Annotated in this window: 18 protein-coding genes; 10 read left to right on the plus strand and 8 right to left on the minus strand. The window is 63.7% G+C overall.

Features of this window, described 5'->3' with window-relative positions:
• Positions 1 to 111: 111 nt before the first annotated feature.
• The 8 genes from ACNQP3_RS19395 to ACNQP3_RS19430 all read left to right on the plus strand — a co-directional run bounded on the left by ACNQP3_RS19395 (position 112) and on the right by ACNQP3_RS19430 (position 11753).
• Entirely contained in the window at positions 112 to 1941 is a 1830-nt protein-coding gene (locus ACNQP3_RS19395; RefSeq protein ID WP_264316344.1) for an extracellular solute-binding protein, read from the plus strand.
• Positions 1938 to 3773, plus strand: a complete 1836-nt coding sequence (locus ACNQP3_RS19400) for an extracellular solute-binding protein (protein WP_264316345.1) — start codon at positions 1938 to 1940, stop codon at positions 3771 to 3773. The genes ACNQP3_RS19395 and ACNQP3_RS19400 overlap by 4 nt, the downstream gene beginning before the upstream one ends.
• Position 3774: 1 nt before the next feature.
• Positions 3775 to 4848, plus strand: a complete 1074-nt coding sequence (locus ACNQP3_RS19405; protein WP_060493897.1) for a microcin C ABC transporter permease YejB — start codon at positions 3775 to 3777, stop codon at positions 4846 to 4848.
• Position 4849: 1 nt separating this feature from the next.
• Positions 4850 to 5869: an ABC transporter permease gene (locus ACNQP3_RS19410; protein WP_012273316.1), complete on the plus strand. Its 1020-nt coding sequence runs from the start codon at positions 4850 to 4852 to the stop codon at positions 5867 to 5869.
• Between the two features lies 1 nt (position 5870).
• Positions 5871 to 7478 (plus strand): ABC transporter ATP-binding protein, encoded by a 1608-nt coding sequence (locus tag ACNQP3_RS19415; RefSeq protein ID WP_012273317.1) that lies wholly within the window; start codon positions 5871 to 5873, stop codon positions 7476 to 7478.
• A 2-nt stretch (positions 7479 to 7480) separates the two neighbouring features.
• Positions 7481 to 8050, plus strand: a complete 570-nt coding sequence (locus tag ACNQP3_RS19420; RefSeq protein WP_264316346.1) for a helix-turn-helix domain-containing protein — start codon at positions 7481 to 7483, stop codon at positions 8048 to 8050.
• A gap of 64 nt (positions 8051 to 8114) precedes the next feature.
• Positions 8115 to 8681 carry an HD domain-containing protein gene (locus tag ACNQP3_RS19425; RefSeq protein WP_071984576.1) on the plus strand — a complete coding sequence of 189 codons (567 nt, stop codon included), beginning with the start codon at positions 8115 to 8117 and terminating at the stop codon, positions 8679 to 8681.
• A 141-nt stretch (positions 8682 to 8822) separates the two neighbouring features.
• A complete protein-coding gene (locus tag ACNQP3_RS19430) occupies positions 8823 to 11753 on the plus strand; it encodes an aminotransferase (protein WP_264316347.1) in 2931 nt (976 codons plus the stop codon).
• Between the two features lie 3 nt (positions 11754 to 11756).
• Here ACNQP3_RS19430 and ACNQP3_RS19435 read toward each other — a convergent pair whose 3' ends face one another.
• A complete protein-coding gene (locus tag ACNQP3_RS19435) occupies positions 11757 to 12992 on the minus strand; it encodes a flavin monoamine oxidase family protein (RefSeq protein ID WP_060493899.1) in 1236 nt (411 codons plus the stop codon).
• Positions 12993 to 13069: 77 nt separating this feature from the next.
• Between ACNQP3_RS19435 and ACNQP3_RS19440 the strand changes: the two genes are divergently transcribed.
• Positions 13070 to 13975 carry a LysR family transcriptional regulator gene (locus ACNQP3_RS19440; RefSeq protein WP_012273322.1) on the plus strand — a complete coding sequence of 302 codons (906 nt, stop codon included), beginning with the start codon at positions 13070 to 13072 and terminating at the stop codon, positions 13973 to 13975.
• A 55-nt stretch (positions 13976 to 14030) separates the two neighbouring features.
• Positions 14031 to 15896, plus strand: coding sequence for an FAD-dependent oxidoreductase (locus ACNQP3_RS19445; protein ID WP_264316348.1), 1866 nt, complete (start codon positions 14031 to 14033; stop codon positions 15894 to 15896).
• A gap of 122 nt (positions 15897 to 16018) precedes the next feature.
• Here the strand turns inward: ACNQP3_RS19445 and ACNQP3_RS19450 are convergent, their stop codons facing one another.
• The 7 genes from ACNQP3_RS19450 to ACNQP3_RS19480 all read right to left on the minus strand — a co-directional run bounded on the left by ACNQP3_RS19450 (position 16019) and on the right by ACNQP3_RS19480 (position 25074).
• Entirely contained in the window at positions 16019 to 16714 is a 696-nt protein-coding gene (locus ACNQP3_RS19450; protein WP_264316349.1) for a response regulator, read from the minus strand.
• Positions 16711 to 19365, minus strand: a complete 2655-nt coding sequence (locus tag ACNQP3_RS19455; RefSeq protein WP_060493902.1) for a sensor histidine kinase — start codon at positions 19363 to 19365, stop codon at positions 16711 to 16713. The genes ACNQP3_RS19450 and ACNQP3_RS19455 overlap by 4 nt, the downstream gene beginning before the upstream one ends.
• A 60-nt stretch (positions 19366 to 19425) precedes the next feature.
• A complete protein-coding gene (gene kdpC, locus ACNQP3_RS19460; RefSeq protein WP_012273326.1) occupies positions 19426 to 19977 on the minus strand; it encodes a potassium-transporting ATPase subunit KdpC in 552 nt (183 codons plus the stop codon).
• Between the two features lie 10 nt (positions 19978 to 19987).
• On the minus strand, positions 19988 to 22042 hold the full coding sequence (gene kdpB / locus ACNQP3_RS19465; protein ID WP_264316350.1) for a potassium-transporting ATPase subunit KdpB: 2055 nt from the start codon (positions 22040 to 22042) through the stop codon (positions 19988 to 19990).
• A 9-nt stretch (positions 22043 to 22051) separates the two neighbouring features.
• Complete coding sequence (gene kdpA / locus ACNQP3_RS19470; protein WP_012273328.1) at positions 22052 to 23746, minus strand: potassium-transporting ATPase subunit KdpA; 1695 nt, start codon at positions 23744 to 23746, stop codon at positions 22052 to 22054.
• A 9-nt stretch (positions 23747 to 23755) separates the two neighbouring features.
• On the minus strand, positions 23756 to 23845 hold the full coding sequence (gene kdpF / locus ACNQP3_RS19475; protein WP_003251485.1) for a K(+)-transporting ATPase subunit F: 90 nt from the start codon (positions 23843 to 23845) through the stop codon (positions 23756 to 23758).
• A gap of 176 nt (positions 23846 to 24021) precedes the next feature.
• The gene (locus ACNQP3_RS19480) at positions 24022 to 25074 is read right to left on the minus strand and encodes an AI-2E family transporter (protein WP_012273329.1); all 1053 of its coding nucleotides are present in this window, start codon (positions 25072 to 25074) and stop codon (positions 24022 to 24024) included.
• Position 25075: the final 1 nt, after the last annotated feature.

Consider the following 25075-nt stretch of genomic DNA (forward strand, 5'->3'; position numbering starts at 1 on the left):
CTCACGCCGACCTGTACCACCAACCCCTCCCTCAAAACCTCTCTTTTTCCAACCCCACCAAGCTGTTACTGTACCCGGTCAAAGCCCAACGCCTCTGGATCGGATGCCGACTTGATACGTCCCCTCCTGCTATCACTCAGCCTGGCCTTGAGCTTTCCCGCAGCCGCGATGGTGAGCGAAAGCCACGGATACGCGCAGTTCGGCACGCTCAAGTACCCAGCCACCTTCACCCACTTCGACTGGGTCAACCCGCAAGCGCCCAAGGGCGGCACCTTGCGGGCCATGGCTTTTGGCACCTTCGATACCCTCAACCCCTACACCTTCAAGGGGTCGAGCCCTATAACCACGCCCAATTTCCAGCAGTACGGCATCAGCGAGCTTAACGAGCCGCTGATGGTCGGCACCGGCCTGTACGACCCGTCCGGTGACGAGCCCACCTCCAGTTATGGCCTGATCGCCCGCTCGGTGGAGTACAGCGAGGACCGCAGCTGGGTGGTGTTCAACCTGCGCCCGGAAGCCCGCTGGCATGACGGCCAGCCGATAACCTCGGCCGACGTGGCCTTCTCCTACCGCACGCTGCTCAAGGACGGCCACCCGATCTACCGCACCAACCTGCAGGAAGTACAACGGGTGGACATCCTGGGCCCGCTGCGCATCCGCTTCGTGTTCAAACGCGCCGGCAACCCGCTGCTGATCCTGCGCCTGGGCGAAATGCCGGTGCTGCCCAAACACTATTGGCAAAAGCGCGACTTCAAGGCCACCACCTTCGAGCCCCCCCTGGGCAGCGGCCCCTACCGCATCACCCAGGTACAACCCGGGCGCCGGCTGGTGTTCGAACGGGTGAAGAACTACTGGGGCAAGGACCTGGCGGTCAACCGTGGCAAGTACAATTTCAAGCGGGTGGAATACGAGTTCTACCGCGACGCCACCGTGGCCTTCGAAGCGTTCAAGGCTGGTGAATTCGACATCTACATCGAGCACCAGGCAAAAAACTGGGCCAACGGTTACAACTTCCCCGCCGTGCGCCGTGGCGAGGTGATCAAAGCACAAATCCCGCACAGCATCCCCACGCAAACCCAGGGCCTGTTCATGAACAGCCGCCGGGTCACATTCAGCGACCCGCGGGTACGCCAGGCGTTGGGGCTGATGCTCGACTTCGAATGGACCAACCGCGCACTGTTCAGCAGCGCCTACCGCCGCTCAACCAGCTACTACCCCAACAGCGAATTCGCCGCCAGCGGCCTGCCCACCGGCAAAGAGTGGCTGCTGCTGGCGCCATTCCGGGACCAGTTGCCCGCCAAACTGTTCAGCGAACCCTACAAGGTCAGCCACACCGATGGCCGTGGCATCAGCCGCCAGACCCTACGCCAGGCCCTGGGCCTGCTCGCCGAGGCCGGCTGGAAGCTGAACGGCCAGCGCCTGGTCGACAGCAAAGGCCAGCAACTGCGCATGGAGCTGCTGCTGGTAAACCCCAACCTTGAACGCATCCTGCAACCTTATGTCGAAAATCTGTCCAGCATCGGCATCGATGCGCGCTTGCGCACCGTGGACCGTGCCCAGTACAAACAACGCCTGGACCAGTTCGATTTCGACATGATTCTGATGACCCTGAACCAAACCCTGAGCCCCGGCCTCGAACAATGGCTGTACTTCCATTCCAGCCAGGCCGCGACCAAGGGCAGCAAGAACTATGCTGGGGTCAAGGACCCGGTGGTCGACCACCTGCTCGACACCTTGCTCGCCGCCCGCACCCGCGATGACCAGGTCGCCGCCGCCCGTGCCCTGGACCGCGTGCTCTCATGGCAGTACTACATGATCCCCAACTGGTACCTCGACAATCACCGCCTGGCCTACCGCAACCGGTTCGCCTTCGTCACCACGCCGCCCTACACCCTTGGGCTGAACAGCTGGTGGATCAAGACTTCGGAGAAAGCCCAATGACGCCAACGCACCGTCTGCGCCGGCTGGCAGGCAGCCTGTTGCTCGCCTGCCTGAGCCTTCCCGCCCTGGCCGCACCGCAACACGCGCTTACCTTGTACGATGAGCCACCCAAGTACCCCGCCAACTTCAAGCACTTCGACTACGTCAACCCGGACGCGCCCAAGGGCGGCACCTTCCGCCAGTCCAGCTTTGGCGGCTTCGACAGCCTCAACCCGTTCATCAACAAAGGCGTGGCGGCCGAGAACATCGGTAGCATCTACGACACCCTGATGCGCCAGAGCCAGGATGAGCCGTTCACCGAGTACGGCCTGGTCGCCGGCAAGATCGAAAAGGCCCCGGACAACAGCTGGGTGCGCTTCTACCTGCGCCCCGAAGCACGCTTCCATGACGGCCACCCGATGCGCGCCGACGACGTGGTGTTCACCTTCAACGCCCTGATCAAGGACGGCGCCCCACTGTACCGGCAGTACTACGCCGACGTCGCCGAGGTAGTCGCCGAAGACCCACTGAAGGTGCTGTTCAAGTTCAAGCACACCAACAACCGCGAGCTGCCGCTGATTCTCGGCCAATTGCCAGTACTGCCCAAACACTGGTACGAAAACCGCGACTTCAACCGCGGCAACCTGGAGATCCCGCTGGGTAGCGGCCCGTACAAGGTCGCCGAGGTCAAAGCCGGGCGCTCGGTGCGTTACGAGCGGGTCAAGGATTACTGGGCCAAAGACCTGCCGATCAACCGTGGCTTCTATAATTTCGATGTCATGACCTTCGACTCCTACCGGGACACCACTGTCGCCCTGGAAGCACTCAAGGCCGGCGCGTTCGACTATGCCCTGGAAGTCAGCGCCAAGAACTGGGCCACCGCCTACAACGTGCCCGCCGTGCGTGACGGCCGTCTGATCAAGGAAGAACTGCCCAACGGCAACCCCACCGGCATGCAGGGTTTCATCTTCAATATCCGCCGCCCGGTGTTCCAGGATGTGCGTGTGCGCCAGGCACTGAGCCTGCTGCTGGACTACGAATGGACCAACAAGCAGCTGTTCAACGGCGCCTACACCCGCACCGGCAGCTACTTCGACAATTCGGAAATGGCCGCCCACGGCCTACCCAGCCCCAGCGAGTTTAAAATCCTCGAACCATTGCGCGGCAAAGTGCCCGAGCAGGTATTTACCGAGGCCTTCCACAACCCGGTCAGCGACGGCAGCGGGATGATCCGCGAGCAGCAGCGCCAGGCCTACAAGCTGCTACAGGAAGCCGGCTGGAAAATCGTCGACGACAAGATGGTCGACGCCCAAGGCAAGCCGGTAAGCATCGAGTTTCTATTGGCGCAGACCGAGTTCGAGCGCATCCTGCTGCCGTTCAAGCGCAACCTCGCCGACCTCGGTATCGAGCTGAACATCCGCCGGGTCGATGTTTCGCAATACATTACCCGCCTGCGATCTCGGGACTACGACATGATCGTCGGCGGCTACCCGCAGTCCAACTCGCCGGGCAATGAACAACGCGAGTTCTGGTCAAGTGCCGCCGCCGACAACCCCGGAAGCCGCAACTTCATCGGCCTGCGCGACCCGGCCATCGACCAGTTGGTGGAAGAGCTGATCAACGCCGACTCGCGCCAGAGCCTGGTCGACCACTGCCGCGCCCTCGACCGTGTGTTGCTGTGGGGCTACTACGTGATACCCAACTGGCATATCAAAACCTGGCGCGTGGCCTACTGGAACCACATCGGCCATCCGAAAGTGTCGCCCAAGTACGACATCGGCATCGATACCTGGTGGATCAAGCCCGGGGTAACCCCGGCGGTCAGCGAAGCCCCTGCGGACGAGGCCAACTAAGATGCTGGCCTACATCCTGCGCCGCCTGCTGCTGATCATCCCGACCCTATTCGGCATCCTCATCATCAACTTCATCATCGTTCAGGCCGCCCCCGGCGGCCCGGTCGAGCAGATGATCGCCAAGCTCGAAGGCTTCGAAGGCGCGACCAGCCGCATCGCCGGTGGCGGCGCCGAGGTTTCCGTTGCCGGTTCCAACTACCGCGGTGCACAGGGCCTGGACCCGGCGCTGATCGCTGAAATCGAGCGCATGTACGGCTTCGACAAGTCGCCGCCCGAGCGCCTGTGGATCATGATCAAGAACTACGCCCAGCTCGACTTTGGCGACAGCTTCTTCCGCGATGCCAAGGTCATCGACCTGATCATGGAGAAGATGCCAGTGTCGATCTCGCTAGGGCTGTGGAGCACGCTGATCATGTACCTGGTGTCGATCCCGCTGGGCATCGCCAAGGCGGTGCGCCATGGCAGCCACTTCGACGTGTGGACCAGTTCGGCGATCATCGTCGGCTACGCCATCCCGGCGTTCCTGTTCGCCATCCTGCTGATCGTGCTGTTCGCCGGCGGCAGCTACTTCGACTGGTTCCCGCTGCGTGGCCTCACCTCCAACAATTTCGATGAGCTGAGTACCACCGGTAAAGTACTGGATTACTTCTGGCACCTGGTGTTGCCGATCACCGCGCTAGTCATTGGCAACTTCGCCACCATGACCCTGCTGACCAAGAACAGCTTCCTCGACGAAATCAACAAACAATACGTGGTCACCGCCAAGGCCAAGGGCCTAAGCCGGTCACGGGTGCTGTACGGCCACGTGTTCCGCAACGCCATGCTGTTGGTGATCGCCGGTTTCCCCTCGGCGTTCATCGGCATCTTCTTCACCGGCTCCTTGCTGATCGAGGTGATCTTCAGCCTTGACGGCCTGGGCCTGATGAGTTTCGAGGCGGCCATCAACCGCGACTACCCGGTGGTCTTCGGCACCCTGTTCATCTTCACCCTGCTGGGGCTGGTGGTGAAACTGATCGGCGACCTGACCTACACCCTGGTCGATCCACGCATCGACTTCGCCAGCCGGGAGCACTGACATGGCCTTGTCCCCCCTCAACCGCCGGCGCTTCGAGCGCTTCAAGGCCAACCGCCGTGGCTGGTGGTCGCTGTGGCTGTTCCTGGTCCTGTTCGGCTTGAGCCTGGGCGCCGAGCTGATCGCCAACGACAAACCGGTTGCTGTGCGCTACGACGGCGAATGGTATTTCCCGGCATTCAAGCGCTACCCGGAAACCACCTTCGGCGGCGAATTCCCGCTGGAAGCCAACTACAAGAGCCCCTACATCCGCGAGCTGTTGGCCAAGAAAGACAGCTTCGTGCTGTGGGCGCCCATCCCGTTCAGCTACCAAAGCATCAACTACGACCTGCGCGTACCTGCCCCGGCGCCGCCCTCGGCGGACAACTGGCTGGGCACCGACGACCAGGGCCGCGACGTGCTGGCACGGGTGATCTACGGCTTCCGCATTTCGGTACTGTTCGCCCTCACCCTGACCGTGGCCAGCTCCATCGTCGGCGTCATCGCCGGCGCCTTGCAAGGCTTCTATGGCGGCTGGGTCGACCTGGCCGGGCAGCGCTTCCTGGAAGTCTGGTCGGGCCTGCCGGTGCTGTACCTGCTGATCATCCTGGCCAGCTTCGTGCAACCAAACTTCTGGTGGCTGCTGGGCATCATGCTGCTGTTTTCGTGGATGAGCCTGGTGGACGTGGTACGCGCCGAGTTCCTGCGCGGGCGCAACCTGGAATACGTACGCGCCGCCCGCGCGCTAGGCATGCGCAACGGCGCGATCATGTACCGGCACATCCTGCCCAATGCCATGATCTCGACCATGACCTTCATGCCGTTCATTCTCACCGGCGCCATCGGCACCCTCACCGCCCTGGATTTCCTCGGCTTCGGCCTGCCCGCGGGCTCGCCCTCGCTGGGCGAGCTGGTGGCCCAGGGCAAATCCAACCTGCAGGCCCCATGGTTGGGCATCAGCGCCTTTGCCGTGCTGGCGTTGATGCTGAGCCTACTGGTGTTCATTGGTGAATCCGCCCGCGATGCCTTCGACCCGAGGAAGTGACATGAGTGAACAGAACCTGATCGAAGTGCGCGATCTGGCGGTGGAGTTTGTCACCGGCGACCAGGTCAACCGGGTGGTGGACGGCATCAGCTTCGACATCCGCAAGGGCGAGACACTGGCCCTGGTGGGCGAGAGTGGCTCGGGCAAATCGGTCACCGCGCACTCGATCCTGCGCCTGCTGCCCTACCCGCTGGCCCGTCACCCCAGCGGCAGCATCCGCTACGAGGGCAAGGACCTGCTGCAGCAAAACGAGAAGACCCTGCAGCGCATTCGCGGCAACCGCATTGCGATGATCTTCCAAGAGCCGATGACCTCGCTGAACCCGCTGCATTGCATCGAGAAGCAGATCAACGAAATCCTCCTGCTGCACAAGGGCCTGACCGGCAAGGAAGCGACTGCCCGCACCCTGGAGCTGCTGGAGCTGGTCGGCATCCCCGAGCCGCGCAAGCGCCTCAAGGCCCTGCCCCACGAACTGTCTGGCGGGCAGCGCCAGCGGGTGATGATTGCCATGGCGTTGGCCAACGAGCCGGAGCTGCTGATTGCCGACGAACCGACCACGGCGCTGGATGTGACCGTGCAGTTGAAGATTCTCGACCTGCTCAAGGAACTGCAGGCACGCCTGGGCATGGCGCTGCTACTGATCAGCCATGACCTGAACCTGGTACGCCGCATCGCCCACCGCGTGTGCGTGATGCAGCGCGGGCAGATCGTGGAACAGGCTGAATGCGCCACACTGTTCAGCGCCCCGCAGCACCACTACACGCAGATGCTGATCAATGCCGAGCCCAGCGGGCTGCCAGCGCACAACCCGGTCGGGGCGCCGCTGCTGGAGGTGGATGACCTCAAGGTATGGTTCCCGATCAAAAAGGGCTTTTTGCGGCGTACGGTCGACCATGTGAAGGCGGTGGACGGGGTCAACTTCAGCTTGCCGCAGGGGCAGACACTGGGCATTGTCGGCGAGTCCGGGTCGGGCAAGTCCACGTTGGGCCTGGCGATCTTGCGGCTGATTTCCAGCCAGGGCGGCATTCGCTTCCATGGGCAGAACCTCGAAGGGCTGAACCAGAAAGCCGTGCGCCCGCTGCGGCGTGAGATGCAGGTGGTGTTCCAGGACCCATTCGGCAGCCTTAGTCCGCGCATGTGCGTGGCGGACATTGTCGGTGAAGGGCTGCGCATTCACGGTATTGGCAACGCGCAGGAACAGGAAACGGCGATTATTGCGGCGCTGGAGGAAGTGGGGCTAGACCCAAGGACTCGGCATCGCTACCCGCATGAGTTTTCCGGTGGGCAGCGCCAGCGTATTGCCATTGCCCGGGCGCTGGTGTTGAAGCCGGCGCTGATTCTGCTGGATGAGCCTACCTCCGCGCTGGACCGCACGGTGCAGCGGCAGGTGGTGGAGCTACTACGCAATCTGCAGCAGAAGTACAACCTGACGTACCTGTTCATCAGCCATGACCTGGCGGTGGTGAAGGCGCTGAGCCACCAGTTGATGGTGATCAAACATGGGCATGTTGTTGAACAAGGTGATGCGCAGGCGATATTCCATGCGCCGCAACATCCGTATACGCGGCAGCTGCTGGAAGCGGCGTTCCTGGAGGTTGAGGCTTCGTAGCAATGAATACCTCACCTTCACTTCGCAGCACCCCCATCGGCCCCCTGCTAAAGCACTGGCGCCTGTTGAACCGGGTCAAACAGCTGCATGCCGCGCAGATGTTCGGGGTGTGCCAGTCGACCATTTCTCGCTGGGAGTCAGGCGCGCAGGACGCCGAGCCCGAGCAACGGGCGCGTATCGAAGCCTTGCTCAAAGCCAAGCTCAGCAGCGCCGCGGATCACGCGTTGGCGCGCCTTGTGTCGGGCAGCTCGCAACCGGTGCACTTGGTGTGCGACCTTACCCACCGCCTGCTGGCCTGCTCGCCTTCCCGCGAAGCTGAGTTCAGTGTGCCCATCAGTGATTTGCTGGGTGTCTCGCTGTGGCCATTCGCGACAGAGGAAATCGCCAGCCAGGAACAGCGCTTGGCAGGCATCGGCTGGCACGACAACCAGGCCTCCCCGGCGCTGGAGTTCACTACTGGCACGAATGACTCGGCACTGGTGCCCATCCAACACAGCCTATGCCGTTGGACGCGGTTCACCCTGTCGGATGGCTCGACCGCCAGGCTGGTCGAAACCCTCGCGCATATTTAATGCGTGGACGCAGGACCAGGGCGAGCAGAAGATTTACCTCTGCACTAATCAGAGGTCTCGCACCATGCCAAACCACAACCTTCATGGAAAACTGGACTTCCTGCGCCAGGCAGAAAAGCTCAAGAACGTAACCCGCAGTGCCCACACCTCGACAGGCCGGCGTGAAAGCACCGCCGAGCACAGTTGGCGGCTGGCGTTGCTGGCGCTGGTGTTCGAACAAGAACTGGGTGATGTCGATATCTGCAAGGTGCTCAAGCTATGCCTGGTCCATGACCTTGGGGAAGCGCTGAGTGGTGATGTACCTGCGCCGCAAGCGCATGCGGTTCCAGACAAAGGGACGAATGAGCGGCAGGACCTGGTTGCCATGACTTCAATGCTGGAACCCTCGATGCAGGACAGCATCGTTGGCTTGTTCGATGAGTACGAAGCGGCCAGTACGCCAGAGGCCAAAGTGGTCAAGGCCTTGGACAAAATCGAGACCCTGCTGCAACACACCCAAGGCGATAACCCGCCCGGTTTCGACTATGCGTTCAATCTTGAGTATGGCCGACGCTATACCGATGCCATACCGTTCCTGGCCTCGCTGAGGCGAGTAATCGATGAGGAAACACGCAAACGCCTGAATAGCTGACGTGTTGGCGGGGCCGGACTTAAGGCGCGTCACTGGCTGAGCCCCAATTGTCAGAAATTCTGAAAACAATCGTCTTCCATCGTCAGCCGAATCGGGCATAAATTCTCCACCGTCAACCCCCAGCAGCAACGGTAGAGCCTAATGTCCAGCCCACAGCACCCGCCCGCCTCCCCTGCCCTGGCCACGCTGATCCAGCGTTCTGGCCTGCCCAGCCCTTCGCTCAGCGAAACCCAGGCACACGCCGTGCTACAGAAGCACTATGGCATTGCCGGCAACCTGACCGCGCTAGGCAGCCAGCAAGACCTGAATTTCCGCGTGACCACGCCACAAGGCGGCTTTGTACTCAAGGCTTGCCATGGCAGCTACGCGCAACTGGAGCTGGAGGCGCAGCACGCCGCCCTGGCCTTCCTGCGCAATCAGGGCTTGCCGGTGCCGGCCGTACGCCCAGCCCTCGATGACCAGGGGTTGCTGACACTGGACTTGGACGGGCAACCACTGCGCATACGCCTGCTCGAGTACATCGAAGGTCAGCCGCTGACCCGCCTCAAGCACATGGCGCCACGTCTGATGGCTGAACTGGGCGGGCTTTGCGCGAAGCTGGACAAGGCCTTGGTCGACTTCGACCACCCCGGCCTTGCACGCACACTGCAATGGGACCCGCAACATGCCCAGGCGCTGATCCAGCACCTGTTGCCCGTGCTGCAGAATACCGAGCAACGCGCCCGCATCGAACAGGCTACCCAGCTGGCAGCCGAGCATCTGGCGCCCCTGGTCAATCAACTGCCAAGCCAGGCCGTGCACCTGGACATCACCGACGACAACACCGTGTGGGCCCGCGATGGCGAACGCCAGTGGCAGTTGCAAGGGGTGATCGACTTCGGCGACCTGCTGCACACCTGGCGCATCGCCGACCTGTCGGTGACTTGCGCGGCGCTGCTGCACCACGCCGGAGGCGACCCGCTGCGGATCCTGCCGGCAATCAGTGCCTACCAGGCGCTCAACCCACTGACCGAAGCCGAAGTACGTGCCCTCTGGCCACTGGTGCTCAATCGCGCCGCAGTGCTGGTGCTGAGCAGCGCGCAACAACTTGCCGTGGACCCGGGCAACCAATACACCCGCGACAACGTCGCCCATGAATGGGAAATCTTCGACACCGCCACCGCTGTGCCTTTCGCGCTGATGGAAGCCGCTATCCTGCAGGCTGCGGGCCTGCAACCCAAGGCGCCGGACTTGAGCGGTTGCGCCCCCTTGCTCCCCGAACTGGCCGGGCAGGCTGTAACACGGGTAGACCTGGGGGTGCTCAGCACATATTGCGAGGCCGGAAACTGGGAGCAACCCGGTTTCGACCAGCACCTGCTGACGTTGCAGGCCGCTCCGGCCTGCAGCCTGCACGGGCAATATCGCCTTTCGCAAACCCATATTGATCGCCCTGAAGAGCCCGCCACCTGCGCCCTCGGCGTTGAGCTGCACGTGGCCAACGGCTCCCAGGTGCAGGCGCCGGAAACCGGCATCTGGCAGCGCCATGGCGACGGCCGTGGCTGCCTGCGCACCACGCACTGGGCTTTGTGGCTGCAGGGCCTGGAGGACGCTCCGGCAGACGGCCAGGCCGTAGAAAAAGGCCAGTCCCTGGGCCGCAGTTGTGGCTTCCTCAGCGTGCAATTGTGCCTGGACAACGGCGTCCAGCCGTCGTTCTTCGCCACACCGTCCCAAGCTACTGCCTGGCTGGCCCTGTGCCCGTCGCCAGCCGCGCTGCTAGGCTTCGATTGCGATGCCGGTCCGCTGCCCGACCCACAAGCACTATTGGCCCGCCGCGATGCCAGCTTCGCCCGCTCGCAGAAGCACTACTACGCGCAACCTCCACACATCGAGCGCGGCTGGCGCAACTACTTGATCGACATGCAGGGCCGCTCGTACCTGGACATGCTCAACAATGTCGCGGTACTGGGCCACGGCCACCCGCGCATGGCCGCCGAGTCGGCGCGGCAGTGGTCGCTGCTGAACACCAACTCACGCTTCCACTACGCGGCGATCACCGAATTCTCCGAACGCCTGCTGGACCTGGCCCCCGACGGTTTCGACAGGGTCTTCATGGTCAACAGCGGCACCGAAGCCAACGACCTGGCGATTCGCCTGGCCTGGGCCTACAGCGGCGGGCGTGACCTGCTCAGCGTACTGGAGGCCTACCACGGCTGGTCGGTGGCCACCGATGCCATTTCCACCTCCATCGCCGACAACCCGCAAGCCCTGGAAACCCGCCCGGACTGGGTACACCCGGTCGAGGCGCCGAACACGTTCCGGGGGCGTTTCCGCGGTGCCGACAGCGCCGCCGACTACCTGCAGGACGTCGACGCCAAGCTGGCTGCCCTGGACGCCCGAGGCCGCCAGTTGGCGGGTATCATCTGCGAACCGGTGTACGGCAATGCCGGCGGCATCTCGTTGCCCGCAGGCTACCTGCGCGACGCCTATGCCAAGGTCCGCGCCCGAGGTGGCGTGTGCATCGCCGACGAAGTGCAGGTGGGCTATGGCCGCCTGGGCGAGTACTTCTGGGGGTTCGAAGAACAAGGCGTGGTGCCCGACATCATTACCATGGCCAAGGGCATGGGCAACGGCCAGCCGCTGGGCGTGGTCATCACCCGCCGTGAAATCGCCGAGGCGCTGGAGGCCGAGGGTTACTTCTTCTCCTCGGCCGGTGGCAGCCCGGTCAGCTGCCGCATAGGCATGGCGGTACTGGACGTGATGCAGGAGGAAGGCCTGTGGGACAACGCCCGCGACACCGGGCGCTACTTCAAGGCCCGTCTGCAGGCCCTGGTCGACAAGTACCCGCTGGCCGGCGCGGCACATGGCTCGGGTTTCTACCTGGGACTGGAGCTGGTGCGCGACCGCGCAACCCTGGAACCGGCCACCGAAGAAACCATGACGCTGTGCAATCGGCTGCGTGACCTTGGCATCTTCATGCAACCGACCGGCGACTACCTGAACATTCTCAAGATCAAGCCACCGATGTGCACCAGCCGAGCGAGTGTGGACTACTTTGTCGACTGCATCGACAGGGTGCTGGGCGAAGGGCTGTAAGTATCAAGGCGTGGACCGAATCGCCGCGGCCCACGCCTGCAACGCCTCAGTTGCTGCAATGGCAATCTGCTCATCAGTACGCCCACTGAACTGCCGCTCGATCGCATCGGCGGCAATCAGCCCGGCAATGGCAGGCTTGCCCACGGCATCGGTCAGGTCAAGCCATTCGCCCCAGCTGGCAGGTACGTCGTACCAGCGCAGGTAGCCGGAGGGTGAGCATGGCCACCAGCGCTCTTCGAACTGCAAAATCACCTTTTCCAGCATGCCCATCCCCAGATGAGCCAGCGCTTGTCGCTGAGTTACAGGTAGCGCGGGAATGAAATGCAACGCTTTCAATACCCCTACAGGGACTGTGCAAATGCAGAAATCGCATACCTCATCGTTCACCTTGACGCGCGCGCTCGACCAGTCTATCTGCGTGACCGGCGTGTTCAGACGGATATCCAGATCCTTCGCCAGCAAGTCGACAAGCTCGCTGTAACCACCTGGCAGCATCCAATCGCCATGCCCGACACCCTCCTCGTCCAGGGCACTGACCGACAGTTGCTCCACGGGCAAACATGCTTCCAGTACAAGGTTGGCGTCGATGGCGAACTGAGCGGCGCGCGCGTGCACAGGGTCGAGTGTGGCCATGTAGCGGTTGATCGCCTCAGACAAAGGCAGTCGCCGGTCAAGCTGCTGGGTCAAGGCGTCCCAGGCCGCGTCGACATCCGGCAACTCTCCACCGCTTGCTGCTGCAAGCGGGAAACTGAAGTCGGTCTCGACACAAGCCAACCCATGTTGCTGCGCAACGGCGGCCAATGGATTCTCGGCGAAATGCTGAAGCCATGCCGCACCTTCATCCGCTTTCACGCCGCCCAACTCGACCGTGTGCGTGCGCCCACCTGTTCGCCCACGTGCCTCCAGCACCGTGCAATCGATACCCCACGCCCGCAAGCGTTGCGCGGCGGCCAGGCCTGCACAGCCCGCACCAATCACGATCACCTTGCGCGCGCCGGCCCTCAAGGCTGCCTCGGCGGCACGCAGCCCATCATCCCAAGCGCCATGTGTCATCGCCGGCGCAGTGGCGTTACAGGCTTCTCCGGCAATGACCAAGCGCTCGTTCAGCACTTGGCCCAAGGCACTCCGATGCTGCGGCGTCCCCCCAGGCAACAGGGCACTGTAGGCACCGAGGCTGAACGGGTCTGTACTCCAGTGAGTGACATGCCAAGCGGTTGGTCTGTGCACGCGCTTCTCCATGAGGGGACTGTCCTGAATGTGCATTAATGTTCATAATTTCTAGCAATAAAAGATGATCATCATCAGGTTTACTGACAATGGCCTTTAGCAGCGACTCCCTGGCAATATTCCTCGCGGTGCTGGATGCCGGCTCGTTCTCCGCCGCCGCCCGCAAATTGGGCCGTGTACCTTCGGCCGTGAGCATGGCGATCGCCCAGCTGGAAGCGGAGCTGGACCTGCCATTGTTCGACCGCGCCACACGCAAAGCCTTACCCACCAGTGCCGCCCTGGCACTGGAACCCCAAGCCAGGCAGGTGATCTGCCAACTCAACCTGCTCGACGCCCAAGCCCTGCAATTGCACAAGGGCCTGGAAAAACGCCTGACCATCGCCATGGCGCCCGAGTTGCAGACCGGCCGCTGGAGCCAGCCGCTGGAAGTCCTCGCCCAGGAATTCCCCAGCCTGGAAATCGAAGTGCGCTCCGCCACCCAGACCGAAGCCATTCGCCTGCTGCATGACGGCAGTGTGCAGTTGGCGCTGGTGTTCGAACGGCCCGGCATCGACGAGCGCGAGTCATTCCTCGAAGCCGGCAGCCAATTGCTGGTGGCCGTCGCCTCACCGCGCCATCCTGCCGGGCAAAACAGCGGTACGCCTCTGCCTGAAGAGGCCTTCGCCGAACAACGGCAGATCATCGTGGCCTCGGGCAAGGCCACCGGGTCAGACCCGCGCATGGTGCTGTCGCGGCGCATCTGGCTGACCGACAGCTACCTGGCCACGCTGGACCTGGTGCAGTCAGGGCTGGGCTGGGCCTACCTGCCGCAGCCACTGGTTGAACCGCTGATCGCTTCGGGCGCACTGGCCGAGGTACGCTTTGACAACATGGCCAGCCGCCTGCGCTTGTGGGTGGACATCATCTGGATAAAGTCGCGGCCGTTGGGCCTGGGCGCCAGGCGTTACCTGGACGTCATGCGCCAATGCTTTGAAACAGAATCCCCAAGGTCCTGAGCCATACCCAACTACGCTTCGAGCAAACCAAAGGTTACCCAGTAAGGACACTGACATGACCATCACTCGACGCGACTTCCTCAATGGCGTAGCCCTCACCATCGGTGCCGGGCTCACCCCATTGCAAATACTCCAGGCCGCGCCTTCCGGCCGCTACTACCCGCCCGCCCTCACCGGGCTGCGCGGCAGCCACCCCGGTGCATTCGAAGTTGCGCACCAGATGGGCTGGGAAAAGAAAGTATTCGACACCAGCAGCCTGAAGATTGAGGAGCAGTACGATCTGGTGGTGGTCGGCGCGGGCATCAGCGGCTTGTCCGCAGCCTGGTTCTATCGGCAGCAGCACCCAACCGCGCGCGTGCTGATCATCGAGAACCACGACGACTTCGGCGGCCATGCCAAGCGCAACGAATTCCAGGCGGGAAGCCAGATGATCCTTGGCTACGGCGGCAGCGAAGCCTTCCAGTCGCCCAAGCACCTTTACAGCGCTACGGTGAACGGCCTGCTCAAACGACTGAACGTGGACATGGACCGCTTCCAGACCGCCTTCGACCGCAACTTTTACCCCAACCTCAGCTTGTCTCGTGGCGTATTCTTCGACAAGGCCGGCTTCGGCGAAGCGAAGCTGGTCAGTGGCGATCCGACGCCCATGGTCGCCGACGACATTGCCCCGGACAAACTCAACGCGCGCAGCTGGCGTGCGTTCATTGGCGACTTCCCACTGCCCGAGGCCGACCGCCAGGCATTGATCGATCTGCACGAAGCACCCAGAGACTACCTGGCGGGCAAAACCCTGGAACAGAAAGAGGCCTATCTGGCCAAGACCAGCTATCAGGACTTCCTGCGCAAAGACGTCGGCCTGAGCGAAGCGGCAGCGCGCTACTTCCTCAGCCGCACCAACGACTTTTCCGCGCTGAGCATCGATGCCGTGGCCGCCGCCGACGCCTATGGCGTGGGCTTCCCCGGCTTTGCCGCCATGGGCCTTGCGCCGGTCAGCGAAGCGCTGAAAGCAGAAATGGAAGAGCCCTACATCTATCACTTCCCCGACGGCAACGCCTCGCTGGCACGGCTACTGGTGCGTAGCCTGATCCCCGCTGTAGCACCCGGCAACGACATGAACGACATTGTCCTGGCGCCCTTCGATTACGCCAGGCTGGACGTGGCACAAAGCCCGGTACGCCTGCGCCTGAACAGCACCGCAGTCAGCGTCGGCAACCGCAACGGTGGCGTCGACATCGGCTACAGCCGGGCCGGCCAGCTGCACCGTGTACACGGCAAGCACTGCATACTGGCCTGCTACAACATGATGATCCCCTACCTGCTGCGCGACCTCACCGCCGAGCAGGCCCACGCCTTGGCGCAGAACGTGAAGTTCCCGCTGGTGTACACCAAAGTGGTGATTCGCAATTGGCACAGCTTTATGAAATTGGGTGTGCACGAAATCTACGCACCGAACCAGCCCTACAGCCGCGTCAAGCTGGATTATCCGGTGGACATCGGCGGCTACAGCCATCCACGCGACCCCGACCAGCCCATAGGCTTGCACATGGTCTACGTACCGACCACGCCCAACGCGGGCATGGATGCTCGCAGCCAGGCCCGCGTCGGCCGCAGCAAGTTGTACGCCATGAACTTCGAGCAGATGGAGGCCATGGTGCGAGACCAGCTACAGGCCATGCTAGGGCCGGCCGGCTTTGACTATCACAAGGATGTTCAGGCCATTACCATCAACCGTTGGCCACACGGTTACTCGTACTTCGCCAACAGCCTGTTCGATGACGAAGAAGAGAGTGAAAAGCTGATGAACCTCGCCCGCCAGAAGGTCGGCAATGTGGCCATAGCCAACTCTGATGCGGCCTGGGAGGCCTATGCGCATGCGGCTATTGATGAAGCGTCACGTGCGGTGAACGAGTTGTTCGCGTAGCGCCTGCCAGGGGTTGCCTCGTGCTAAAGCGAAATATCCTACAACTCGTTAGGAAGCCGATGCTCCTTGGCCCTGGAGTCGAGAACAGCGCCCTGAATTGGCACTGTCCGTATAATTTCGGTTTATGCGGCCGGCGCCACCAACCTGTACCCCACTCCCGCTTCGGTGATGATAAACCTTGGCGCCGTGGGGTCATCCCCCAGCTTCTGCCGTAAATGCCCTACGACGATCCGCAAGTAATGAGTGTCCTCCACATGCGTCGGCCCCCAGATATCCTTGAGCAGTTGCTGCTGGGTGATCACCCGCCCAGGGTGACCGGCCAACAGCGCCAGCAAGGCATACTCCTTGCGCGTCAACGCCACTTCCACACCGTCAATAGTCACCCGGCGAAAGGCGAAGTTCACGGTCAGCGGCCCAAAGCTGGCCGCCACCTCAGAGCCGCCGGCCTGTGGCACCTGGCGCAGCAAGGCCCGCACCCGCGCGAGAAACTCCTGGATGCCGAACGGCTTGGTCACGTAGTCATTGGCACCGCCATCCAGCGCATCGACCTTCTGCACTTCACTGGCACGCACCGACAGCACCATCACCGGCACCGCGCTCCACTCGCGCAGTTCACGCAGCACCTGCTGGCCGTCCATGTCCGGCAGCCCCAGGTCGAGCACCACCAGGTCCGGCTTGCCCAAAGCTGCCTGGGCCAGCCCTTCCTCGCCGGTAGCGGCTTCGAGCACTTTGTAGCCTTGCGAAGCCAGGCTGATGCGCAGGAACTTGCGGATCTGCGGTTCATCGTCGATGACCAACAGCGTGGCGGACTGGCTCATGGGGTTTCGCTTTCGGCTTCAGGTTGAGGAGGTAGCGGCAAGCATAGAGTGATGCCGGTGCCCTGGCCATCGATGCCTTCGCCCACCAGAATCTGCCCGCCATGCGCGCCGATCATGCCCTGACAGATCGCCAGGCCCAGCCCGGTGCCCTGCCCGCCTCGGTCGCCCCGAGCAGCGGTGTAGAACATGTCGAAGATCTTCTCGCGGTCGGCGACGGGAATGCCGGGGCCCTGATCGCGGACGGTAAAGCGCAACTGGTCATCCTGCACGGCCACCTGCAGCTCAAGGCGACCCTGGGTCGGGGAGAAGCGTGCGGCGTTTTCCAGCACGTTGACCAGCGCCTGTTCGATCAGCGCCGCATGTACGAACAGCAACGGCAGCTCGGCCGGTACGTCGGTGTGCACCCGCAGCGGTGCCAGCACCACGCGCAGGCGGTTAAGCGCGCTACCGACGATGTCCGCCGGGGCTACCCAGTCGCGGGCCAGCTTGAGGCCACCGTGGCCCAGGCGGGTCATGTCCAGTAGGTTCTGGATGTAGCGGTCAAGGCGTTCGGCCTCGTTACGGGTGCCTTCCAACAGCTCGCGGCGGTCTTCAGCCGGGATCGCCTCGCCCAACGCCAGCAGGCTGTCGATGCTGCCACGCATGGCGGTCAACGGTGTACGCAAGTCATGGGATACCGAGGCCAGCAAGGCGCTGCGCAGTTGCTCGGTTTCGCCGTGCAGGCGCGCGGCCTCCAGTTGTTCGGCCAGGCGAGCGCGGGCCAGGGCCTGGGCCAGTGGCTGGCCAAGGGCGGTGAGCAGGCGCCGGCGTGGGTCGCTGAGCGGCTGCCCGTTGCGCGGGCGCACGCCCAGCAGCGCCAGAGGTTGTTCGTCCACCGCCAGCGGCCACCACCACCAGCGGCCATTGGGCAAGGTGTCGCTGCCATGGCCAGCGGCCTGGCCGTGCTGCCAGGCCCAGTCGGCGGCAGCCCGTTCGGTGTCACTGAGGGCGTGGGCTTCGCCGCTGGCCACTTCCAGCTGGCCTTCGGCATTGCGCTCAAGTAGGCACACCTGCATGTCCTGCCAGCCGTCCAGATGTTGGCCGGCGGCATTGAACACGGCTTGGCGATCGGTGGCCACCGTCAGCCGACGCGACAGGTCGAGCAACTGGCTGGTCTGCGCCTGGGTCTCGCGCAGTGCCTGCAACTGGCGGCGCTGGCGCGCGGCCAGGTTGCCGGTGAGCGCGGCCATCAGCAGGAAGAACACCAGGGTCAGCACATCTTCTTCGCGCTGGATGCTGAACGAGAAGTTGGGCGGGATGAACAGAAAATCGTAAGTCAGGAACGACAGCGCGGCGCAGGCCAACGCAGGCCCCAGGCTGCTGCGCACCGCCACCAGCAACACTGCCGCCAGGAACACCAGTGAGATGTTGGGCAGCGCCAGTACGCTCGACACTGCCCAGGCCAGGCCCGCCGCCATCACGGTGGCCAGCAGCGCCAGCAGATAATGGCGCCACACCCATACCCGCCGCACCGCCGAACGCGGCGCTGGCGGCTGCATGTCGCGGTCCAGCACGTTGACTTCCAGGCCATGGCTTTCACGCAGCAGCCGCGCCGCCACACCGGCCCCGAACAGCCGCCGACGCAGGCGGTCGCGGGACTGCCCGACCAGCACCAGACTGGCCCGCCGCTCGGCAGCATGCTGGATCAACGTGCGCGCCACTTCGCCAGCACGCAGCAGCACCACCTCCCCACCCAGACGTTCGGCCAGTTGCTGCGCGGCCTGCAAACGATGCCGCGCGGTTTCGTCACGCAGGCGGCCGTTGTCCACATGCACCAGGCTCCAGGGCAGGTGGCGGCGCTGAGCCACACGGCTGGCATGACGCACCAGGCGTTCGGCCTGGTCATCGCCGTCCACGCCTACCAGTAACCGCCCGCGCAAGGCCGGGGCTTCCTGGCCGCGCTGGCGATAGCCGTGGGCCAGGTCAGCGTCGACCTGAGCAGCGGCGGTCTGCATGGCCAGTTCGCGCAGGGCGGTGAGGTTGGTTTGCGAGAAGTACGCGTCGATGGCCGCACGCGCTTGCTCGGGCACATACACCTTGCCTTCGCGCAGGCGTTCGAGCAGCTCGCGCGGGGGCAGGTCGATCAGCACCAACTCGAAGGCTTCCTGCAGCACCCAGTCCGGTAGCGTTTCGCGCACTTGCACGCCCGTAATGTCGCGCACCTTGTCGTTGAGGCTTTCCAGGTGCTGGACGTTGACCGTGGTGTACACGTCGATACCGGCGGCCAGCAACTCCTGCACGTCCTGCCAGCGCTTGGCGTGGCGGCTGCCGGGGGCGTTGGTGTGGGCCAGTTCGTCGACCAGGGCCAAGGCCGGTGAGGCTTGGAGCAGGCCGTCGAGGTCCATTTCCTCAAGGGTGACGCCACGGTACTGGCTGCGCAGCAAGGGCTGTTGCTGAAGGCCGGCAAGCAGCGCTTCGGTTTCGGCGCGGCCGTGGGTTTCGACAACGCCAGCCAGCACTTGCACGCCCTGACGCTGCTGGGCGTGTGCGGCCTGGAGCATGGCAAACGTCTTGCCGACACCGGGGGCGGCGCCAAGGAACACCTTCAGCCGGCCCCGGCCGGTTCGCGCAAGGTTAGCCAACAGCGCGTCTGCGCGGGCGGAATCACTCATGTTTCATCCTTCAGGATTTGCCACAGTCGACCAAAACCGGGCCGCAAAGCGGCCCAAATATCAGTGGCTCAGTTGCTCGATCTTCTGGTTCAACGCCAGCACATTGACCACCGGCGGGCCGATCAATGGGTGGAGGGTGGCCTCTTCCTGCAAGGCTTGCAAGCGCTCCACCGGCAGCTGCCGTGCCGCCGCCACACGCGGGATCTGGTAGGCCACAGCCTCCGGCGGCAGGTGTGGATCAAGGCCGCTGCCCGAGGTGGTGAGCAGCGCCTGCGGCACGGGCCCCTGCTGTGCCTGGAACAACGTAGCCGCATCGCCCTTCACCCGCTCAGCCAGCGCCGGGTTGCTTGGCGACAAGTTGCTGGCGCTGCTGGCGACGGTAGCGTAAGCACCTGCCGAAGGCCGCGAATGGAACCAGCCATCGCCCTGGAAATCCTGGGCGATCAGTGCCGACCCCCGCACCTGGCCATGCTCATCGCGCACCAGGCTACCGTTGGCCTGGTTCGGGAAGGCGACCTGGGCAACACCCGTCACCGCCAGCGGATACAGCACGCCAGTCAGCAACGTCATCAACAAAGCCAAGCTCAACGCCGGGCGAACATAAGCATTCATGGCGGCCTCCTCAGACCAGGTTCAGTGCATTGAGCAGCAGGTCGATCAGCTTGATGCCGGCAAACGGCACCACGATGCCGCCCAGCCCGTAGACCAGCAGGTTGCGCCGCAGCAGGTGCGCCGCACTGGCGGCCTGCACCCGCACACCTCGCAGCGCCAGTGGAATCAGCACGATGATGATCAGTGCGTTGAACACGATGGCCGACAGGATCGCGCTCTGCGGGCTGGCCAGGTGCATCAGGTTGAGCACGCCCAGCTGTGGGTAAATGGCAGCGAACAGCGCCGGTAGGATGGCGAAGTACTTGGCCACGTCGTTGGCAATGGAGAACGTGGTCAACGCACCACGGGTGACCAGCAACTCCTTGCCAACCTGCACCACGTCCAGCAGCTTGGTCGGGTCGCTGTCCAGGTCGACCATGTTCGCCGCCTCACGCGCGGCCTGGGTGCCATCGTTCATGGCCATGCCGACATCAGCCTGGGCCAGTGCCGGGGCGTCGTTGGCGCCGTCACCGCACATGGCCACCAGGCGGCCGTCATTCTGCTCCTGGCGAATGCGCGCCAGCTTCTTCTCGGGCGTGGCCTCGGCCAACACATCATCCACCCCCGCTTCGGCGGCGATGGCTGCGGCGGTCAGCGGGTTGTCGCCTGTCACCATCACCGTGCGAATGCCCAGCTTGCGCAGCTCGGCGAAGCGCTCGCGGATACCAGGCTTGACCACGTCCTTGAGGTGAATGACACCCAGCAGGCGTTTATCGATGCACACCAGCAATGGCGTACCGCCGCTTTGGGCGATGCGCTCCACTTCGCGGGCCAGCGCCGGGGGTATTTCTAGGCGTTGCATGCCAACGAATGCCAGCACCGCATCGACGGCGCCCTTGCGGTAGCGATGCTGCTGGAAGTCGATGCCCGACAGGCGGGTCTCGGCACTGAAGGCCACGGCTTCGAACTGCCCGGCAGGCGGTTCGACAAAGTCATGCAACTGGCGCAGGTATTCGACAATCGACTTGCCTTCGGCAGTGTCGTCGGCCAGCGAGGCCAGCAAAGCGCCCTCCCCCAGCTCGCGAGCGGTAATGCCCGGTGCAGCATGCAACGCGCTGCAGCGGCGGTTGCCGAAGGTGATGGTGCCGGTCTTGTCGAGCATCAGCGTGTGCACGTCACCGGCCGCCTCGACCGCGCGGCCCGAGCGGGCGATGACGTTCAGCCGCACCAGCCGGTCCATGCCGGCGATGCCGATGGCCGATAGCAGGCCGCCGATGGTGGTGGGGATCAGCGTCACCAGCAGCGCGGCCAGGAAGATCAGCGGCAGGCTGCCACCCACGAAGTGAGCGAACGGCTGCAAGGTCACCACCACGATCAGGAAGATCAGGGTCAGGCCGATCAGCAGGATGTCGAGGGCGATTTCGTTCGGGGTCTTCTGCCGCTTGGCGCCTTCGACCAGGGCGATCATGCGGTCCAGGGTCGACTCGCCCGGGTTGCTGGTGATGCGAATCAGCAGCCAGTCGGAGACCAGCCGCGTATTGCCGGTCACCGCCGAGCGGTCGCCGCCGGATTCGCGGATCACGGGCGCGGACTCGCCGGTAATGGCGGCCTCGTTGACGGCCGCGATGCCTTCAAGCACTTCGCCGTCACCGGGGATCATCTCGCCGGCCACCACACGTACCACGTCGTCCTTGCGCAGCGCGCTGGCAGCGACCGTCTCAAAGCTGCCAGCACGCTGGCGTCGCTGAGCGGTCAGGCCTTGGCTGCCAGCCTTGAGGCTGTCAGCGCGGGCCTTGCCCCGGCCTTCGGCGAGGGCTTCGGCGAAGTTGGCGAACAGCACGGTAAACCACAACCACAGGGCAATCTGCACGGCAACGCCAGTACTCACGCCACCACCGGGGGCGAAGCACAGCACGGTGGTCAGCACCGCAGTCAGGGCCACCACCAGCATCACCGGCGAACGTTTTAGCTGGCGCGGGTCGAGCTTGACGAATGCCTGCACCAGCGCCGGGCGCCATAGCGCGGCGAAGCGGGTCTGGTCCTTGGCACTGTGCCGGGTGTTCACTTCAGGAATGGGCATGTTCATGATCGGTCCTCAAAAACCCAGGCTCAGGTGTTCGGCGATTGGCCCAAGGGCCAGGGTCGGCAGGAAGGTCAGGCCACCGACCAGCAGGATGGTCACCAGCAGCAGGCCGGTGAACAGCGGGCCGTGGGTGGGGAAGCTGTTCTGCCCCTGCGGCGCGCTTTTTTTTGCCGCCAGGCTGCCGGCCAAAGCCAGGATTGGCAGGATGTAGCCAAAGCGGCCGATGAGCATGGCCAGGCCGATCATCAGGTTGTGGTACACCGTGTTGGCAGCAAAGCCGGCGAAGGCCGAGCCGTTGTTGGCGGTGCCCGAGGTGTAGGCATACAGCAGCTGGCTGAAGCCATGCGCGCCTGGGTTGCTGACCGCCCCCGCAGGGCCAGGCAGGCTGGCGGCGATGGCGCCGAGCACCAGCACGCCGACCGGCATCACCAGCAGGGTTGCCACCAGCAACTGCACCTCACGGGCCTGCAGCTTCTTGCCCAGGTACTCCGGGGTACGGCCAATCATCAGCCCGGCCAGAAACACTGCAATCAGCACAAACAGCAGCATGCCGTACAACCCGGCGCCAACACCGCCGAAAATCACCTCGCCAACCATCATGTTGACCATGGCCACCATGCCGGTCAGCGGGTTGAGGCTGTCATGCATGGCGTTGACCGAGCCGTTGGAGGCAGCGGTGGTGGTTACCGTCCACAACACCGAACCGGTGGTGCCGAAGCGGCTTTCCTTACCCTCCATGGGTGCTGCCTGCTGCACCTGGGCGCTTTCCAGCGCCGGGTTGGGTTGGTGCTCGGACCACAGCGCCGTGCCGCCGCCGATCAGAAACAGCGCCAGCATGCAGGCGAGGATGGCACGGCTTTGGCGCAGGTCCTTCACGTAATGGCCGAAGGTGAACACCAAGGCCACCGGAATGAGGATGATCGACGCCACTTCGAACAGGTTGCTCCAGGCCGTGGGGTTCTCGAAGGGGTGCGCCGAGTTGACACCGAAGAAGCCGCCACCATTGGTGCCCAGTTGCTTGATGGCGATCTGGCTGGCGGCAGGGCCCAACGGAATGGTCTGGTCAGCACCTTGCAAGGTCAGCGCGTGGGCGTAATCGGCAAAGGTCTGTGGCACACCCTGCCATACCAGCAACAGCGCCAACAACAGGCACAGCGGCAGCAAGCCGTACAGGGTAGCGCGGGTCATGTCGACCCAGAAATTGCCCAGCGTCGTTGCGCTGCGCCGGGCAATACCACGACATAAGGCAACCAGCACGGCTAGGCCGGTGGCGGCACTGACGAAGTTCTGCACGGTCAGGCCAAGCATCTGGCTCAAGTAGCTGACCGACGCCTCACCGCTGTAGGCTTGCCAGTTGGTGTTGGTGACGAAGCTGACTGCGGTGTTGAACGCCAGCGACCATTCCTGGCCAGGCAGGTGCTGCGGGTTTAATGGCAGGTAGCCCTGCAACAGCAGCACGGCGAACAACAGCAGGAAGCCGGCCAGGTTGAACACCAGCAGGGCCAGGGTGTACTGCCGCCAGTTCTGCTCCTGGCTGGCGTTCACACCCGCCAGCCGATAACAGACCTGTTCGACCGGGCCCAGCAGCGGCGAAAGCCAGGTACGCTGGCCTTCCATGACCTTGAAGTAGAACCGCCCGAGCCAAGGTGCCGGTAGCAGCACGATGGCGAAGAATGCCAGGAGCAAGGCGAAATCGTAACTGTGCATGGCCGCTCCCTAGCTGCGATCGGCGCGCAGCAGCGCCACCAGCAGGTAAAACGCCAATGCCACCGCCAGCAGCAGTGACAGCCCGTCGAGCATGTTCATGTGTCGTTCTCCCCGTATGCGGCTTGGGCCGCTTTGGGGAAATTGTCCGTGGGAGGGGTGTAAAGGGGCGAGATCGAGGGGTAAGGGTGGGTATAAAGAATGCGTAAAGATCAGCTTCTTTGGGCTACCTGTACCGGCCTCTTCGCGGGGTTATCCACGAAGGGGCCGGTACAAGCTTACTGCTGGGGTGGCTGCTGTGCGGCGTTACGGCTCCAGTCCAGCAGCAGGCTGTAACCGACCGCCAGCAAGGTCGGCCCGATGAACAAGCCAATGAAGCCAAAGGCAAGCAAGCCACCGAACACGCCCAGCAACACGATCACCAGCGGCAGGTTGCCGCCACGGCTGATCAGGTAGGGCTTGAGCACGTTGTCCACGCCGCTGATGACGAAGGTACCCCAGATACCCAGGAACACTGCCATGCCGTACTCGCCCTTCCACACCAGCCAACCGGTGGCCGGGATCCAGGCCAGTGGTGGGCCCATGGGGATCAGGCTGAGCATGAAGGTCACCAGGCCCAGCACGATCGCCCCGGGCACCCCGGCGATCAGGAAGCCGATGAGCGCCAGCAGGCCCTGTGCGGCCGCCGTGCCGATCACCCCGTTGACCACCCGCTGCACGGTGCCGGCAACCAGTTGCAGGTAATACTCGGCACGCTCGCCCATCAGCCGGTGCAGCAAGCGCAATACGAAGGCCGCCAGGCGTGGCCCGTCGCGGTAGAAGAAGAACACGAACACCAGGCTCAGGGTCAGTTCCAGCACACCGCTGCCGATCTGTGCGCTGCGCGCCAGCAACCAGTTGCCCACCTGCCCGAAGTATGGCTTGGCCGAAGCGAGCAAGGCCGCGCCCTGTTGGTCGAGCGATTGCCACCAGTTGACCAGGCGCTCACCGACGAACGGAATGCCTCCCAGCCAGGCCGGCGCTTCGGGCAAGCCGTCGACCTGCACGTCACGTACAAACGCCGTGGCATCGCGAATATGATCGGCCAGGTTGAACCCTAGCCACACCAACGGCAGTGCCACGATCAGGATCCAGGCCGTGGTCAGCAGGCTGGCCGCCAGCGTCTCACGTCCGCCCAGCAAGCGCGTCAGCAGGCGCATCAACGGCCAACTGGCAAAGGCCAGGATGGCCCCCCACAGCAACGCCGAAATGAAGGGCGCCATCACCCAAAGGCCGGCACCCAGCAACGCCAGCAGCAGAATCTGGACCAGCAGGCGATCATTGTTAACCATG

This window comes from Pseudomonas sp. LFS074 (genome assembly GCF_047978165.1).
GTDB lineage: Bacteria > Pseudomonadota > Gammaproteobacteria > Pseudomonadales > Pseudomonadaceae > Aquipseudomonas > Aquipseudomonas putida_P.